The organism is Lactococcus sp., assembly GCF_036648155.1.
Taxonomy (GTDB): domain Bacteria; phylum Bacillota; class Bacilli; order Lactobacillales; family Streptococcaceae; genus Lactococcus; species Lactococcus cremoris.
Window position 1 is genome coordinate 13,220 of record NZ_JAVXIY010000008.1, and the last position, 15,595, is coordinate 28,814.

Genomic DNA, 15,595 nt, shown 5'->3' on the forward strand with positions numbered 1-15,595 from the left:
TTTTATTCTGTCAGTAACTTTTAAACTTCATGACGAACATGGCCGGGCTCAAATAATTGCCCCCAAGTCATATTTCCTAAGACTTTTTTATTAATGACTTGATTCAATCGACTAATGCTCACGCCATCAGTGCTTGTTGAATCATGCAAAATAAAGCCTCCACCAAGATAAATAGCCGCATGTTGCTCATCCTCACTTGCATCGTCAGCAGTAATTAATAAATCACCACGTGCTTTATCAGACCACTCTTCGGCTGTCCCTGTTTGGGCAAGTAATGAAGTTGAAGCCGCAAATTGATAAACTAAAGACTGACCACCCAAACGAAACATCTGAGCAATGAAACTTGAGCAATCAAATTCATTTTTCGCTACTGATTCATCAGTTCGCCCCCCACCATAAACATAAGGACTCTTTCCAACCAATTTCATTCCTGAAGAAATTGTTTTTTCAATGACCTTATTATTTGTAGTCAATTGACTAGCTACTGCTTCATAAGTTTTGACCACATCATCTTTTCCAGTTTTCTTTGAGAAATAATAATAATATCCATCAATTTTATGTAGTCCATAGACCATTTTACCGTTTACCGGACTGAAATAAACGGTTCCCCCATTCACAGTCTGCAAGCCTGTCTTCATGACACCCGTTGATGAATCAAAATAATAATTATTCCCATTAATTGTTTGAAGACCTGTCAATTTTTTTTGCCCAGCATAAGCATAGGTTTTATTTGATTTATTAACCAATTTAATCGTTGATGCCTGAACATCTTGACTATGATATATTTTATAGCCGACAAGAAAACATAGGAGGACTAGGCAAGTTAAAATAATTAGTTGTCCTTTTTTATCAATATTTTTGGAGCCACTTTTTTTATGATCATTTGTTCTTTTATTCATATCTATTTATAACACGTGAATTTTAATGATAACTTAATAAGAATATTTTAAGATTTAGATAAGAAAAGGTGATTTGAAGTTAATTTCAAATCACCTTTTTTCATTTCTAAAAGAGCCACAAACAATCTAGCTATTTTTCTCACCAAGGTTTAGCCACTTACTTTTTCCAACTCTTGATAAATTTGACGGAAAACAGTCAAAAATTGTTCAACTTCCGCCATATTATTTGTAGAATCCAATGAAATTCTAACTGCGCTTGTTGCCAATTTTGAAGGAACATTCATTGCAACTAAGGTTCCAGCGGCAGCATTTTTCTTTGAAGAACAAGCCGAAGTGGTTGAAATATAGATATCATGCTGTTCAAAAGCATGAACAACAACTTCTCCACGAACCCCTCGAATACCAAAAGTCAAAATATTTGGTGCGAAATCAGTCATTTTACTAAAAACATGAACTTTTTTATGTTTTTCAAGTTCTTCTAAAATCACTTGTTTCATTGCTAACACTTTTTTTCTTTTGAAGTCGTCTTCATCCAGAGCTAATCGAAGCGCCTTAGAAGTCGCAGCAATTCCAGCCAAGTTTTCTGTGGTTGAGCGCCAATTATGCTCTTGACCACCACCATGTAAAAGAGGAGTTAATCTTTTCCCTTTTTTGGCGACCACAATCCCCACTCCTCGAGGACCATGAAATTTATGAGCCGATAAAGTTGCAAAATCAAGTCGGTCCGTCAGCCAAGTTTCTAAAGGGACTTTCCCAATCGCTTGCACCGCGTCCACATGAAAAGAAATGGTTGGCTTATCGGCTAATAGTTCAGAAATCTCCTGAATCGGTTGAATAGCTCCCACTTCATTATTGACTGCCATCACTGATATTAAAATCGTTTCATCTCTAATCAATTTTTCAAGTTCGGAAACAATAACAAAACCATCCGCATCAACAGGCGCATAATCAAGTTCAAATCCTTGAGTCTTGAGCCATTCTGCCGCATTTTTTACTGCAGGATGTTCAACGCTGGAAACAATAATATGATTACCATAAGGTCTTTTTTCAAAAGCCACACCTTTAATAATCCAATTATCGCCCTCTGTACCCCCACTTGTAAAAAATATTTCTTGTGAATCAAGACCGAGTAATTCAGCAATTTGTCGTCTGGAAGCCTCTAGCAAACGTGTGGCCGTCGTTCCCAAGCCATGTAAACTTGAAGGGTTTCCCATAATTTTTGTTGCTACATCTGTATAAGTTCGTAAAACCATTGGATTAACTGCCGTCGTAGCAGAATTATCAAAATATATCATTTTTTATCCTTAATATTTAAAAATCAATCTTATTTTATCACAAAAAATGTCTGAGCGTTGAAAAATAATATAAGGAGTAAATCTCAAGAGCACCTATTGTAAGAAAACTCAGCTCTCTTTATTAAATTTTTTGACAATCTGCCGATTTCTAATCATCGAATAAATATAAACCAAAATAAAAATAAGAAGCCAGGTCACAGTAAAACTCCAAATATGATTATGCCAAGAGTTATCAAACAACCAAGTATTCACTAATAAGTAAATAAAAGCTAAGAAATAACTACATAAGGCTTGGCTGATAAACTCTACTAAAGCGATACTAATAAACTCATCAATCACTTTAGAAATGAAACCTTGAATAAAGCCATAAATAAGAATTAAAGCCATAGACTCAAGCTCAATCTTTCCGCCATATAGTAAGGTGAGAAAAAGTCCACAGACTAAAGCAATAAGGATTCCTTTAAAAGCAGAAATTAAATATTTCATTTTCTAGCTCCCTCTTTTAATTTTTGGTTGATATTTGCCAAATATCTTCGGCTGACAGGCAGTTTATCCTCAGAAATCCAAAGTACCACCCCATACACGAAATCCGTTTCTAAGCGTGTAATTTGCTCAAAATTAACCAAAGTATTTCTTGAAATTTTAATAAAGTCTTTGGCTAATTTTTTTTCATAAAAGTACAAAGGAGACCTTACTCTTATCTTTCCACCTACCGTATAAAATTCGAGATAATTTTTTATTGATTTTATATATAGAATTTCTCTTATTTTAATAATTTCAAAACCTTGATTTGTTGCCAAATAAAGTTTATCCTCTTCGTTTGCAGTCAAATCTTGCAAATGATAGTGCTTGACTACTTGTGAAAATTCCTCTTCTGTTCGTGCAATAATCACAAGTTCTGATTCCTTTATATTAGGATCAATTTGTTTTTTTATTTTCACTTTTTTATTATATAAAGAAATGCTTACTTAAACAATTATTTAACTAAAGCATCTTCTATCATTAGGCCTTTTTCTTATAAACAATGAGACTCAAAAGGCAAAGAACTCCAAAGCTTAGTAAGATGACTGACCAATTTGGAATAACCGTGTAAGTTGAAGTTAAGGTATGATTTAAATCTGAAAGTAACTGAGTCAGAAAAAAATGATCAGCGATTTTTCGGATTCCTCCCGAAAGTTGTGATAATGGAATCATCATTCCCGAAAAGAAGAATGAAAGAAACATAATCGGCATTGCAATCGCACTTGCTGTCGCCGTATTTTTGGCTAATAGTCCAATAATGATAGCTAATAAGCAAAATGGCAGTGAATATAAATAAAGTTTAAGATAAAAAACCAGTAAAATACTCAGCTTAGGAAAATCATAATGATAAGAAAAATGAGCGACTAATAAAATAGCGATTGTTGAACAAAAAATAATGATCATGAAACTGGCGATTTGTGCTGCTATATAAAATATTTTCTTTATGCCTCGCTGAATAAATAATTGATAAATCTTTCCAGATTGATATTCTGCTATTTGAACAGAAAGTGAGGTTAAACTTGCTGACAGAACACTATATAAAAGTATTGAAGCAATATTATTTTCAATATAGTGGGGAACGCTTTTTCCAAAGCTTGAGGAAAAAGCAAACATTAAAAACAAAGGAAAAATAAAGACAAAGAAGATTTGCGAAGGATTTCGATAGCGTAATCGCAATTCAAATGCAAAATATTTTAAAAATTTCATGATAATAATTCCTCCAAATCAATTCGATAGTCTTTTTGATATAAGACAATTTCCTTACTAAATCTAATGAGCGCTTCAGCAGCCAATTTTTTAGGGATTTTATATTGATATTCTTTAATCCTATATTCTTCAAAATCTGAAATATTCATTGAGCACTCTAAATACGAAAAGTCTTCCTGAATCAAATCTGATTTTTTCAAATCCGCAATAATTTGCCCCTCTTTAAGAATAATGAAACGATCACATAATTGTAAAGCTTCCTCCAAATAATGTGTCACTAAAAGTAAAGTGGCTTCCTTCACTTTCAAATTTGATGATAAAAATTTAAAAAGTTCTCCTCTACTTTCACTGTCTAACCCAGTTGTAATTTCATCTAAGAAAAAATATTCTGGACTATTTTGAAGAGCTGAAATCAAAAATAGTTTTTGCTTCTGTCCTCCAGAAAGATTAGAAAATCTTCGATTCAAAAATGATTCCATTCTGAACTCTTTAACTAATCTTCTCCCATAATTCTTAGCATTCTCATCACGCGCAAATAGAGATAAAACTTCATTTCCTAAAGCATCCGGAGGTAGGGTCATATTTTGCATGATATAACCCGTATTATTTGATGTCGGATTCATTGTTCCATAATCAATTTGTCCTGATGAAGCCTCCAGATTACCATTAATGATATTCATCAATGTTGATTTTCCAGCGCCATTATTGCCCAACAAAGCAACTTTTTCTCCTTGATTTAGTTCAAAGCTAATATTTTTTAGCACTTGATTTTTACCATAGGATTTTTCTATATTTTTTATTTTCATACTGCTATTTTAGCTTAATATACTAAAATCACTTCCCAAAACTCTGGGATAAATTGACAATAATTAGGGATAAAATATTTTTTTTATTTAGAAAATAAAAAAGGACAAGAATTTCTCCTCCCTTTTTCATAAAATTCATTTATCTCTCTTTCAAATTTACTGAAAGCCACTTAATGAAACATAAAAAATCATTATTGTAAAACAAAATTTGACTACAATTTTAACAATAAGTTTTTTATCGACTCTTTAAAAATTTATTAAACTTATTCTTTATCATTTTTCGATATTGATTTGGGGAACTTCCATAATGTTTCCGAAATACTTTAATAAAATAAGAGGTATTCATCAGCCCAACGCTTTGAGCAATTTCTGAAATAGAAGCATTACTAGTCAGCAAGTTAGTTTTCGCTTGCTCAAGTCTTATCATCATCAACTGTTGTCGAGGCGTGACGCCTTTTGTTTTTTTGTAAACATGTCGCAGATAAGAAGAGGAGCTATGGAGCCTGTGAGTTAATTCTTCAAGGCTGAACTCTTCCTTGTAGCAATTCTTTAAAATTGAATCAACTTCTTTGACCAACATCTCATTTGGAAGAATTTTATCCATTGGCTGACATCTTTTACAGGGGTGATATCCTTCGCTCTGTGCTAATTTAGGAGAACAAAATAGCTTGACATTTTCTCGTTTTGGTAATCTGGACATACAAGAAGGTTTACAAAAAATCTTTGTTGTCACTACACCATACCATAGTCTATTATCCAGTTTTTTGTCATTATTTTTAATGATTTCCCAAATTTCGTCAGTAATTACCAAATGTGAACTCCTGTTCATTTGATTGAATCAGATTGTTCAAGTGCTAAAAGTGCTTTTTTCTTATCAAGACCTCCAGCATATCCTGTCAAACTTCCATCAGCTCCCACTACTCGATGACAAGGAATAATAATGGAAATTGGATTATGAGCTACTGCTCCTCCAACTGCCTGCGACATATTTCTGGGGTTCTGCTCGTTTTGTTGAAGTTCTTTAGAAATCTGCTTATATGTAATTAAGGTTCCGTATGGAACATCACCTAATATCTTAAGTACTTTTTTTCTAAATTCCGTTACTACAGGATTTAATTTAATCATTTTAGAACTAGGGTTTTCTCCCCTAAAATATTGATTCAACCATTCTGTAGCTTTAATAATTGGTAAATTCTCATCATTTTTAGCCTCACTCAAATCATATCCTAAGCTAAAATATTTTTGCTCCTTAAACCATAAACCCAATAAACAACTTTCATCACCCAGAAGAGTCATTTCACCTAAAGGTGATTGATAATCCGCTTTATACAACATTTCTCTCCTCCTTTTAATTCTTGTTTTTTTATTATTAGTATAACAAAAAAATTGATTATAAAACATCACTATTTGGCTTTTTCATTGATAAAAAGATTTTTTAATAACTTAATGAATTAAACTTTACACAATACTAAACTAAATCATATCTATAATCAGAACACTTTTGTTCCCATTTAACATCGAAAATTTATTATTTTAGATTTTTTAATTAATCAATATTTTTTAATGCCTCAGTCATATCAAGACTCTTTATTCTTCGATTCGTCAGAATAATTGAAGAAAGAGAGGCTAAAATAGTTATCATAACAGCAATTAAGATACTTTGAAATGATATATAAGTATAATAGACAATTTGATCCGAAGTAAATATGGTGACATATTTTGATAAGAATAAATAACCAAACGGTATACCAATCAATACGCCAACAAATGTCGTAATAACTGTTTCTATCATTGTTAAATTCCGAATTTCTTTGATTGTAAGTCCTAAAACATAGAGTGTTGCATAGTCTCTCTTACGCTCAATGAAACCCAAAGATCCCAAATTATAAGAAATAACCAAAGTGAGCACAATTCCAAATCCCAAGATGAGCATAAAGATACTTGTCAGATTTTTCACCATATCAAACCCATTAATTCGTTGAGATTTTAAAGAGATGATTTGAGAAATAAGACTATTTTTATCCCTCATCCAATTGTCTGACATAAGCGCCGTTGGACTAAACAAATAGCCAGCTTCTTGATACGCTTTTTTAGTCATATAAATTCCCTGTAAAGAATTAACTTTTAATATTCCTTTGACAACAAATTTATTAGACGCTGTTGTTAATGCAGGATTTAGTACAATTTCATCATTTCTTTTTATATTTTCTTTATTAGCTAATCCCTCAGTAATATAAACGCCTTTGTCTTTAATAGTATTCCCCGATAAATCTTTAATGTCTAAAAATTTAGTAGATTCGATAATCGTAAAAGGTTCGTTGACTATTTTTCCTTGAAACTTTACCTCCGTGTAAAGATTCGAGATTAGATTTCCCTTCATCTGTTTCTTCAAATCATCAACTTCTTGTAGGTTACTATTAGGCTTTATTTGTAATAAGGTTTTGTATTTAAACTCTCTCCCAAAAGATTGATTAACTTGATGATTCATTGTATCCCATGTTCCTAAACCTATCATAATCAATGCAATCCCACCTGAAACACCAATAATGCTCATAAATGTTCTCACTGGATGTTTTAAACTATCTCTAAATGCCCAGCGATTCCCTATATTTAAGTTTTTGAAACTTAATGGACGTTTTTTCACTTTTGAAATTTCTTTACCGGAAAGAACATCCACTAATGCTTCCCCTCTACCACCATTTGCGGCAAAAAAAGCAGAGATAGTGCTAATAAAGACTGCTATAACAGAAATAAGTACAGCATCCAGTTTATATGAAATTCTCCAATAAGGTAATGTAAACATGGTTTCTTGCGATTTCAAAACGAAATTTGATAAGAAAGGAGAAAAAATCCACGCAAGAATAATAGCACTTATTCCTACAACAAAACCGTAACTTGTATAGTAAAATAAAATACTTCTTTCAGAATAGCCAAGTGCTCTTAATATTGCAATATCTTTTCTTTGAGCAACAATAAGCCGTTGAATAGTAGTATAGACAGCTAAAAATGCTAATAAAGAGAATAAGGCTGAAAATAAAAGAGAGAGATTTTTTATCTGGTTAACACGATTAACAGCAGTTGATATATTAGCATTTGTTGCTTGATTCTGATAAGTAATATATTGAGAACCTAGAATAGTTTTTATTTTCTTCGGAATAGTTGAATTAACTTCTCCTTTAATTCTTAATATTGTAGTCCCTGCCATCATTTGAGTTTGTTGATTGCTGACAATCCCATAACCATAATGCTTGAATTGCGGAGCCATGTAATTACTAGACCCTGTAAAATATATATTTTCTGGAGATATTACGATTCCAACCACTTTCAATTTTATTTGCTGTCCCTTCTCTAAAGAAGTGATGACATCTCCAAGAGAAATATTATTCTCTTTTGCAAAATCTCTGTTTATGTTTATCTCGTTTTCTTGTTTCACCGCCTTACCAGAAAGTAAAGTAGTTTTAGAAATATTGCTATTTGCGGTCTTGGTCATGAGTTCCATATTATAACTCTCATGACTTCCTTTTATTTGAATTGAAGTAGAAATATGTTGTGACGTTTCAACTTTATCTACTCCCTCAATTCTTTCTATTTGAGAAAGTTGCCCCTCTGTAATAAAACTCGCTTGAACCCAGGAGCTTGCTAAATTTTGTTGTTGAGTATATCCCGAAACGCTCTTATTCATTCCTTGCCAAGTTCCTTGTAACCCAACATAAAAAAGAACGCTTAAAAAAATCATTAAAAAGGCAGAAAAGAAACTTACCCAATTTTTGATTATAGTGCGTAAAAGTTTGTTAATAAGAATTTTCATTCCCAATTCACCTCAGATACTTTTTTTGGTTTTTCATTGTTCTTTATACTTGATATTTCACCGTCTTTTAGTTTAATCACTCGGTGACCTAATTCAGCAACCTTATCATTATGTGTAACAATAACGACTGCTGTGTTCTTGTCACTCGTCTCTGTTAGCAATTGAAGTATGGACTGTGAAGTACTACTATCTAATGCTCCTGTTGGTTCATCACATAATAATAGAGTTGGTTTTTTCGCTAAAGCACGGGCAATGGCAACACGTTGCATTTCACCACCAGATAACTGATCTGGAAAGTTTTTTATTCTATGTAGTAAACCAACCTTTTCGAGTAATTTCTCTGCTTGATTTTCATTACTTTCATTAAGCTGTTCAGCAATAGCCACATTTTCAAAAGCAGTTAAATTTGAAATAAGATTATAAAATTGGAATACAAAACCTACAGTATGTCTACGGTAGCTTGGCAGATCTTTTTCTTTCACAAGTGTGTTATTAATAACTAATTCTCCAGAGCTTGGCGTATCAATTCCTCCAAGAATATTTAGTAATGTACTTTTTCCAGAACCACTTGGACCTAAAATAATTGTAATCTCGTTTGGGCTAATATCTAATTCAATATTTTTTAAAGCGTTAATATCAGTCTCCCCATTTTTATAAGTTTTGCTTATATTATTTAATGAAATCATGTTTACTCCTAATACTTTGATAATATTTTTATCTTCTCTGTCAATGTTGTCTCTTTGTATTGTTCAATTATTTGTTTAGATATCGCTTCACGACTTTCTTTAATTATCTTTTCGGCCCTTTCAATTGCTTCTTTTGTAGACATTACCTGCGGAAGTTTGAGTATATCAATGATTTTTGTTAGCCTTTCAATCTGACTCCCACCAACTGTATAGACTGGAATTCCTGAAAAATTTTCAAAACTTTTTTGAATTTCTCTATCCGACAATTTCCTGTATTTCTCAGAAACTGGTCGGTGCCCATCCTTATTCATTTCAAATTCTATTGGTAAATGGATAACTTCCGTGTAGGTTTTTTTCGCATGTTGATTGACTACTTGCCCGTATGCATCTAAATATTTTCGTAAAAATCGTTTAGAATTTATTCCTAGTACCGCTTTTATCATTTGCTGATACTTAGGAGAACCAGGATTTATTCCAACTTTTAAACGAACTGTGCCGTAAATCCACTCATTAAGCACAGAACCATCTGAAATGAAATCACTATTTTGATTGATAAGTTCAGTTTCAGCGTGTATTCTCTCTTCAAAACGTTTCAAACCTAATGCTATAAGTTCAGTCACATTCATTTCTTGAAATTTTCTTCCTGGATATAAATCCGTTAATATTTCACGGGCAGATAGTGCATTTATTAAAGGAATTCCCGTAGCCAACGCTAAGGCAGTTGTCGTTGTTGTTTTTCCTGTCGAATAAGTTCCAGAAATCACTATATGTTTAGCCATCTCAATTTTTCTCCTTTATAATGTGCGCTGTTTTTCCTTTGAAAGTTACTAGATGATTACTATCATATCCAATCATCTGCATTGCATTCCAAGTTTTATCGCCTACTTTTATGATATTTGCTTTTTTAATATTTGTTTCTAAATGTAAAATATCTCCTATTTTCCCTGAAAACTGTGGACTTATTTCTGCATATAATGAACGCACCCAAAAATTTTCTGAATCTTCCCTTAAAATGCAATCATGATGATAAGCAATTGACTCCGCAAGTTGAGCAAAAATTATAAGAAAAGATAATAATGACATTTCATTTTCAAAACCAGACTGAAGACCTGAATAGTTATATATTGTCTCTTTCATTACACTAATCTGTGCCGTCACAGTAGAATTTTCTTTGAATTCAATATTCTCAATTTTATTGGTGAGATGTTTAATATGGTTCTTCCAATAACTTTCAACCTCTTTATTTTTATTTCTTTTAGTTCCTAAAAACTTTTGAAAAGTTCCTCTAACTTTCATATTCCCCACCATAATTTCCAAACTTAAAGTATCGTCATTTTTTTGTGGAGAGATTAAATGAATATCAATATCTATCAAATTTTCTAATGGAGCTTTACCCATCTCAACCTTAAATGATGTTAATTTCAAATTTTCAACATTTACAGATGGTTCAACTTTTTCCATGTACTCTTCGAATGCCAAACAAGAAAAAACTAAACAATCTACACTGCTTAAGTGTTGTTTTTGTGCAACAGACTTTTTAATCGACCAATTTTGGAGAGATGAAACCGTTCCTTTAAGAAAATAGTCATTTCCTTCTTTCCAAAATCTTGTAATCTTATGAGAAATAGATTTATACTTTGAACCAAAATATCTATTTTCTGCTTTTCCTAGAACTTCATCAATTGTTATACTCATAATAAAATTTCCTTCATAATTAATACATTAATTTTACACTTTTGACAAATTTTGTAAAGTACTGTAAAATAGTAAAGGTGTAATCTATTAAATTGGAGTGTTTTATGACAAAAAGAATTGATCCCAATCTCTCTAATAGAGAAGTTTTTACATTAACTAATTGCCCTATTCAACCTGTCGTTGATATAATTAGTGGCAAATGGACTTCTCTCATTTTGTGGGAAATATCGAAAGGAAATAATCATTACGGTTCATTGCAAAGAACTTTAAAAGGGATAAGTACTCGCACTTTATCCTCACGTTTACATATGTTAGAAAATGAGGGGATAGTAAAAAGAATAGTTACTTCAACTATTCCTCCAACGGTTGAATATCTCCCAACAGAAAAAGGGCTCTCTATGGCACCAATTCTCTATGCTATGAAAACTTGGTCAAAAGAACATAACTATTCTTAAAGAGAAGTTGATACTCGTTTAGTGACACATTGGTCAATCTAATTATTTCTCGCTTTATTGCGTATAAATGATATAATGTTAAAAAAATGAAAGAATATCTTAAATGGACCTATTGTTAAGAAAAGCTTTGGCAGATGATTTTCAAGAAATCGCCTCTGTTCACCACAACGCATGGTTAGAAACGTATAGTAATTTATTGCCTAAAGATTTTTTAGATAATCGCAGTCTTGAATCAAGTATTCGTATTTTTAAAAATAATCATTGTGTTGACACAGTCGTTGCTGTCGTAAATGGTAAGATTGTAGGTTTCTGCGGTTGGGGTAATCTTCGCGAAAATATCTTTCATGAAGAACTTAGTGAGATACAAGGAATCTATTTACTTAATCCTTTAAAAAAAAATAAAATTGGAAGAAGAATGATTGAATTTGCTCTAAGGGAACTTCGATTGGAAGGAAATCAAAAAGTTGGACTTTGGGTTCTAAGTACCAACAAAAATGCTATTTCTTTTTATAAGAAAATTGGTTTTACTGATACAGGGAAGTTCAGGGAAGAATACTTAGGGCAATTCGTAATAGAGCTATTTTTTACCAAGGACCTCTGATATCATAGAGTGGTAAAATCACTATAAAAAAAACCGTAAAAGTATACGGCTGATTATTCTTTTATAAGAGATGAGGATTGATTTGTATTTTTATTTAAGAATATTTAAGATTATATTTTTATAGCAATGAAATAAAATAAAAAAAGCACTCCTAGTTAAAGGGTGCTTTTTTTACGAATACCTCAATGAAAGGTTAATTAATTATACTCTAACTGATTAAATAATACAATAAAAACGTATTAAAATAGGGACTATGAAAAAAGAGCCAAGAAAGAATTCTGTATTAAAATAAGTTTTTCTTTCAAAGAGTAGACTTCAAATAAGCGCTAAAGAGGATTAATCCTTGCCAATATTTTTCCCTCCTAATTAAATTTATAATTCAATCAATGATATTTCTAAAGCTGTAATAGTTATTGGCAAAATGAAGATTTCAAACTCTTTTTTACATCCTCTAGTCATTTGTCTAAAACAAAAAGCGCCACGAAGAACGTGGCACTTGATGTTAAATTCTACTAATTATTTAACTGCGTCTTTCAATGCTTTACCAGCTTTGAATGCAGGAACAACTGTAGCTGCGATTTTGATTGCTTCACCAGTTTGTGGGTTACGTCCTTCACGAGCTGCACGTTCGCGAGTTTCGAAAGTACCAAAACCGATCAATTGAACTTTTTCACCTTTTGCAAGGAATTCAGTTACAACTTCACCAAAAGCATTAACTGCTTTTTCTGAGTCTTTTTTAGTCAATCCTGTTTTTGCTGCAACTTCAGCGATAAGATCTTGTTTGTTAGCCATTTTAGAAATGTCCTCCATTTGTTTTTTACCTTAAACATAGGCATTTTTCATTTTAGCAAATCTTAGCCCAGTTTGCAAGTCAAAATGCCATTTTAAGGCGTTTTTCAGGCTTTTTTCATGAAATCAAAGATAAAATTTCCTTTAACTAAATCAATTTGATTAACTTTAATATAAAGATTACTTGCAAGCTTAATTTTTGGTAAATTAATGACAATTTGATTTTTTTTGCTTTCGACTTGTACAAAGTCTGGCAAATCATATGCTTTAACGATTTGTAAGACTTCTGAGGTCGGCAAACTCAAACTTCCAGCAGAAATATTTTGAACAGATAAACTGATAGAGCCGTCTGATAATGCCAAAGGTTCAAAATAGATGTACAAGGGAATTTTAGTCCCAAACAGTTTATAAGAAGCTTCAAGAACTGCTTGCTGATTAGAAATATAGAACTTATAAGTCATTTCTTTCGTTTGGTAAGTTTCTAAATAACTGTTGATTAATTCATTGAGTTGTGAAGTGGTACTACTGATTTGAGCGACCTTTTGGTCAGAGCTGCTGACTGATTTTTGGTTCAAAACAGTCTGATCTCTGGGTGTCGTGACGCGGATTGCTACAAATACTATCCCAGCCAAATTAAGAGCTAAAAGCACAAGAAAGAGCCATTTCCAAATTGCACTTTTCTTAACTTTTTCTTCGGCTTCATTCTTTGACTTCTTTGAATCCTTTGCTTTAGATTTTCTGGTTTGACTTTCTTTATTTTCCATTTGCTTCTCTATTCTACAAGTTTCATTTGTTCTTTTACTTTCATCACCCTTGATGATGCTTGATTAATTTTTTCTGCAAATCCCTGATCAGATTTTGCTTTTTGCAAAACTTCTGAAATCATTTCTGGAATTTGAGTGGGCTCATTGGCTAGGACAATGTCATTTCCCGCTGACAGCGCCAATACTGCTCTTTGGCCTGGTGACCAAGCTTGAACTTGAACAGCGTTTGATAAATCGTCAGTAATTACCAAACCATCAAAGCCTAATTGATTTCGGAGTAAGCCATCAACCATTTTAGGTGAGAAGGCTCCCGGAAGCTCAGGGTCAATTTGATCATAAATTGCTGTCGCCGTCATAATTGATGGAACTCCCGAAGAAATTAATTCTTTAAAAATCTGAACGGATTCACTTTTAGGATTTGTTTGACTATCTCTGACGCCAGCATTGATATCCGTGTTAACTGTCACCGCTCCAAGCCCTGGAAAATGCTTGGCGGTTGTTAAAACACCAGCTGATTTCATTCCTTTAGAAAAAGCATCGGCATGGCTGACAATATTAGCTTTGTCATAAGCATACTGACGACTCCAGTAGCCAATCGGAGCATTTTGTGGTGCAAAATCAGCAGATAATACCTGGTCAGCAACTGGAGCTAAATCAAAATTGATTCCAGCGGCTGAAAGTTCACTCCCCCAATTTTTAGCTTCTTCTTGTAATTTTTCTGGCGCCCAACTTCCTTGGGTCAATCCATTAGGCATTTCTGAAAAACCAGCCCCTTGAAGAACCTGAACATTTCCTCCCTCTTGATCACAAGAAATTAAAAGACGGCGATTAGCAGGTGCTAAGCCTTGTAGCTTGTCAGTAATATCTTTCATTTCAGGAATACTGAGATTAGAGCGGCCCGTCAAAATGATACTCCCAACCTGATATTTTTCAATCGCATCAAAAGTTGCTTGGTCATAGTTATTTGCAGGCATCCCCGTCATAAATAACTGACCCACTTTTTGTTCTAAAGTCATTTTTGGCATTTTTTGGTCACTTTTATTTTGACTACTTGAATTAGTTTTTGTTTCTGAAACTTGATTTTTCTTTTTACTTTTGATTGCTTCTTGATTATTTAAATGTCCTGACAGACCAAGAACTCCTGACACAATAAGTGCACAACCAATAACAAGGCCTAGAAAAACGACTGGTTTTGCTTGTTTCTTTAATCTTTTGGTCACTTCTGGTTGACCTCCTTATAGCTTGCAAAGACTGCATCAGCCATAATTTGATAACCGATATTATTTGGATGGAAATGGTCTTCAGTATAAAGTAAGTTATTAGCAACCGCACTCGTTGAACTATCCGCTTCAACTGCCTGCTTATCTCCTGAGCCTTTATAAAGTAAATTATTAATTGGAATAAAGTAAGTATTTTTTTCTTGACTGACAACACCAGCAGTTGCGGTATTCCAACTATCTATCACATTTTGCATGACAGTAAGGTCTGGAAAGTTAAGATAAAATGGATTATAAATTCCTAAGACATAGATTTGTGCTTGAGGATTATTTTCACGAATTTCATCCAATAACTTTTTAACTCTTGCCTGATAAAGCTCTTCTGGCTTAACAAAGTCCTTTTCAGTCATTGAAGATAATTTAGTCACATTATCTCGAATGACTTTTAGTACATCGTTGCCTCCAATTGTAATCGTGATGATATTGGCTTTTTTAAGTCCGTCAGTAATTTTCTTACTTTTCATCATGCGATTATAGATTTGAGTACTTGTATCTCCAGCCTTTCCGAAATTTTGACTACTGACAGAGCCGCCAGTAGAATTTTCAATCTCTTTGGCAAAAAGTGGAACAAAGCCACCTTGTCCAGTAGCATCCCCCACTCCTTCTGTCAGTGAATCTCCCAAAGCAGCATAGGACACATGTTTTACTGACAAAGCCGATACTTTCTTCTCAGTTCTAAATCGGTCACCAGCTTTTGGAAAAGCAAGTAAAAACAAGCCTAAAATTAGCAAAATTGCCAGCAAAAAGCCGGCAAATGTACGTATAAAATTTTTCATCATATTTTTAGATTTA

The 15,595-nt window shown here is 32.8% G+C and carries 18 protein-coding genes; 2 read left to right on the forward strand and 16 right to left on the reverse strand.

Features of this window, described 5'->3' with window-relative positions:
- Positions 1 to 20: 20 nt before the first annotated feature.
- The 12 genes from RSC39_RS08880 to RSC39_RS08935 form a co-directional block, all read right to left on the reverse strand.
- On the reverse strand, positions 21 to 899 hold the full coding sequence (locus RSC39_RS08880) for an NlpC/P60 family protein (RefSeq protein WP_332536592.1): 879 nt from the start codon (positions 897 to 899) through the stop codon (positions 21 to 23).
- Between the two features lie 149 nt (positions 900 to 1,048).
- A complete protein-coding gene (locus RSC39_RS08885) occupies positions 1,049 to 2,194 on the reverse strand; it encodes a cysteine desulfurase family protein (protein ID WP_021036789.1) in 1,146 nt (381 codons plus the stop codon).
- 108 nt (positions 2,195 to 2,302) lie between these two features.
- Positions 2,303 to 2,680: a DUF3021 family protein gene (locus RSC39_RS08890; protein WP_332536595.1), complete on the reverse strand. Its 378-nt coding sequence runs from the start codon at positions 2,678 to 2,680 to the stop codon at positions 2,303 to 2,305.
- A complete protein-coding gene (locus RSC39_RS08895; RefSeq protein ID WP_332536597.1) occupies positions 2,677 to 3,135 on the reverse strand; it encodes a LytTR family DNA-binding domain-containing protein in 459 nt (152 codons plus the stop codon). Before RSC39_RS08895 ends, RSC39_RS08890 begins: the two co-directional genes overlap by 4 nt.
- A gap of 61 nt (positions 3,136 to 3,196) precedes the next feature.
- Positions 3,197 to 3,922: an ABC transporter permease gene (locus RSC39_RS08900; RefSeq protein ID WP_332536599.1), complete on the reverse strand. Its 726-nt coding sequence runs from the start codon at positions 3,920 to 3,922 to the stop codon at positions 3,197 to 3,199.
- A complete protein-coding gene (locus RSC39_RS08905; protein WP_332536601.1) occupies positions 3,919 to 4,728 on the reverse strand; it encodes an ABC transporter ATP-binding protein in 810 nt (269 codons plus the stop codon). Before RSC39_RS08905 ends, RSC39_RS08900 begins: the two co-directional genes overlap by 4 nt.
- A gap of 235 nt (positions 4,729 to 4,963) precedes the next feature.
- Positions 4,964 to 5,539, reverse strand: coding sequence for an Ada metal-binding domain-containing protein (locus tag RSC39_RS08910; RefSeq protein ID WP_332536603.1), 576 nt, complete (start codon positions 5,537 to 5,539; stop codon positions 4,964 to 4,966).
- Between the two features lie 14 nt (positions 5,540 to 5,553).
- On the reverse strand, positions 5,554 to 6,063 hold the full coding sequence (locus RSC39_RS08915) for a methylated-DNA--[protein]-cysteine S-methyltransferase (RefSeq protein WP_063281807.1): 510 nt from the start codon (positions 6,061 to 6,063) through the stop codon (positions 5,554 to 5,556).
- A 211-nt stretch (positions 6,064 to 6,274) separates the two neighbouring features.
- A complete protein-coding gene (locus RSC39_RS08920; RefSeq protein WP_332536606.1) occupies positions 6,275 to 8,536 on the reverse strand; it encodes an ABC transporter permease in 2,262 nt (753 codons plus the stop codon).
- Positions 8,533 to 9,222 (reverse strand): ABC transporter ATP-binding protein, encoded by a 690-nt coding sequence (locus RSC39_RS08925; RefSeq protein WP_063281809.1) that lies wholly within the window; start codon positions 9,220 to 9,222, stop codon positions 8,533 to 8,535. Before RSC39_RS08925 ends, RSC39_RS08920 begins: the two co-directional genes overlap by 4 nt.
- An 8-nt stretch (positions 9,223 to 9,230) precedes the next feature.
- A complete protein-coding gene (locus RSC39_RS08930; protein ID WP_063281810.1) occupies positions 9,231 to 10,001 on the reverse strand; it encodes an AAA family ATPase in 771 nt (256 codons plus the stop codon).
- 1 nt (position 10,002) lies between these two features.
- Positions 10,003 to 10,917, reverse strand: coding sequence for an AvrD family protein (locus RSC39_RS08935; RefSeq protein ID WP_332536610.1), 915 nt, complete (start codon positions 10,915 to 10,917; stop codon positions 10,003 to 10,005).
- A 104-nt stretch (positions 10,918 to 11,021) separates the two neighbouring features.
- On the opposite strand from RSC39_RS08935, the gene RSC39_RS08940 reads away from it, so the two are divergent.
- Positions 11,022 to 11,372, forward strand: a complete 351-nt coding sequence (locus tag RSC39_RS08940; RefSeq protein WP_063281812.1) for a helix-turn-helix domain-containing protein — start codon at positions 11,022 to 11,024, stop codon at positions 11,370 to 11,372.
- Positions 11,373 to 11,475: 103 nt separating this feature from the next.
- Positions 11,476 to 11,973, forward strand: coding sequence for a GNAT family N-acetyltransferase (locus RSC39_RS08945; RefSeq protein ID WP_332536613.1), 498 nt, complete (start codon positions 11,476 to 11,478; stop codon positions 11,971 to 11,973).
- Between the two features lie 516 nt (positions 11,974 to 12,489).
- Here the strand turns inward: RSC39_RS08945 and RSC39_RS08950 are convergent.
- The 4 genes from RSC39_RS08950 to RSC39_RS08965 form a co-directional block, all read right to left on the reverse strand.
- On the reverse strand, positions 12,490 to 12,765 hold the full coding sequence (locus RSC39_RS08950) for an HU family DNA-binding protein (RefSeq protein ID WP_010905402.1): 276 nt from the start codon (positions 12,763 to 12,765) through the stop codon (positions 12,490 to 12,492).
- A gap of 104 nt (positions 12,766 to 12,869) precedes the next feature.
- Positions 12,870 to 13,526 carry a DUF2140 family protein gene (locus tag RSC39_RS08955; RefSeq protein ID WP_231722032.1) on the reverse strand — a complete coding sequence of 219 codons (657 nt, stop codon included), beginning with the start codon at positions 13,524 to 13,526 and terminating at the stop codon, positions 12,870 to 12,872.
- A gap of 8 nt (positions 13,527 to 13,534) precedes the next feature.
- Positions 13,535 to 14,746, reverse strand: a complete 1,212-nt coding sequence (locus RSC39_RS08960; RefSeq protein WP_332536616.1) for a glycoside hydrolase family 3 protein — start codon at positions 14,744 to 14,746, stop codon at positions 13,535 to 13,537.
- The gene (locus RSC39_RS08965; RefSeq protein ID WP_332536618.1) at positions 14,743 to 15,582 is read right to left on the reverse strand and encodes an SGNH/GDSL hydrolase family protein; all 840 of its coding nucleotides are present in this window, start codon (positions 15,580 to 15,582) and stop codon (positions 14,743 to 14,745) included. The genes RSC39_RS08960 and RSC39_RS08965 overlap by 4 nt, the downstream gene beginning before the upstream one ends.
- Positions 15,583 to 15,595 lie beyond the last annotated feature (13 nt).

Coding starts and splice junctions, on each gene's coding strand:
- RSC39_RS08890 (WP_332536595.1), bottom strand. CDS start 2,680: ATGAAATATTTAATTTCTGCTTTTAAAGGAATCCTTATTGCTTTAGTC.
- RSC39_RS08900 (WP_332536599.1), bottom strand. CDS start 3,922: ATGAAATTTTTAAAATATTTTGCATTTGAATTGCGATTACGCTATCGA.
- RSC39_RS08920 (WP_332536606.1), bottom strand. CDS start 8,536: ATGAAAATTCTTATTAACAAACTTTTACGCACTATAATCAAAAATTGG.
- RSC39_RS08905 (WP_332536601.1), bottom strand. CDS start 4,728: ATGAAAATAAAAAATATAGAAAAATCCTATGGTAAAAATCAAGTGCTA.
- RSC39_RS08930 (WP_063281810.1), bottom strand. CDS start 10,001: ATGGCTAAACATATAGTGATTTCTGGAACTTATTCGACAGGAAAAACA.
- RSC39_RS08885 (WP_021036789.1), bottom strand. CDS start 2,194: ATGATATATTTTGATAATTCTGCTACGACGGCAGTTAATCCAATGGTT.
- RSC39_RS08965 (WP_332536618.1), bottom strand. CDS start 15,582: ATGATGAAAAATTTTATACGTACATTTGCCGGCTTTTTGCTGGCAATT.
- RSC39_RS08940 (WP_063281812.1), top strand. CDS start 11,022: ATGACAAAAAGAATTGATCCCAATCTCTCTAATAGAGAAGTTTTTACA.
- RSC39_RS08915 (WP_063281807.1), bottom strand. CDS start 6,063: ATGTTGTATAAAGCGGATTATCAATCACCTTTAGGTGAAATGACTCTT.
- RSC39_RS08880 (WP_332536592.1), bottom strand. CDS start 899: ATGAATAAAAGAACAAATGATCATAAAAAAAGTGGCTCCAAAAATATT.
- RSC39_RS08935 (WP_332536610.1), bottom strand. CDS start 10,917: ATGAGTATAACAATTGATGAAGTTCTAGGAAAAGCAGAAAATAGATAT.
- RSC39_RS08925 (WP_063281809.1), bottom strand. CDS start 9,222: ATGATTTCATTAAATAATATAAGCAAAACTTATAAAAATGGGGAGACT.
- RSC39_RS08950 (WP_010905402.1), bottom strand. CDS start 12,765: ATGGCTAACAAACAAGATCTTATCGCTGAAGTTGCAGCAAAAACAGGA.
- RSC39_RS08955 (WP_231722032.1), bottom strand. CDS start 13,526: ATGGAAAATAAAGAAAGTCAAACCAGAAAATCTAAAGCAAAGGATTCA.
- RSC39_RS08945 (WP_332536613.1), top strand. CDS start 11,476: ATGGACCTATTGTTAAGAAAAGCTTTGGCAGATGATTTTCAAGAAATC.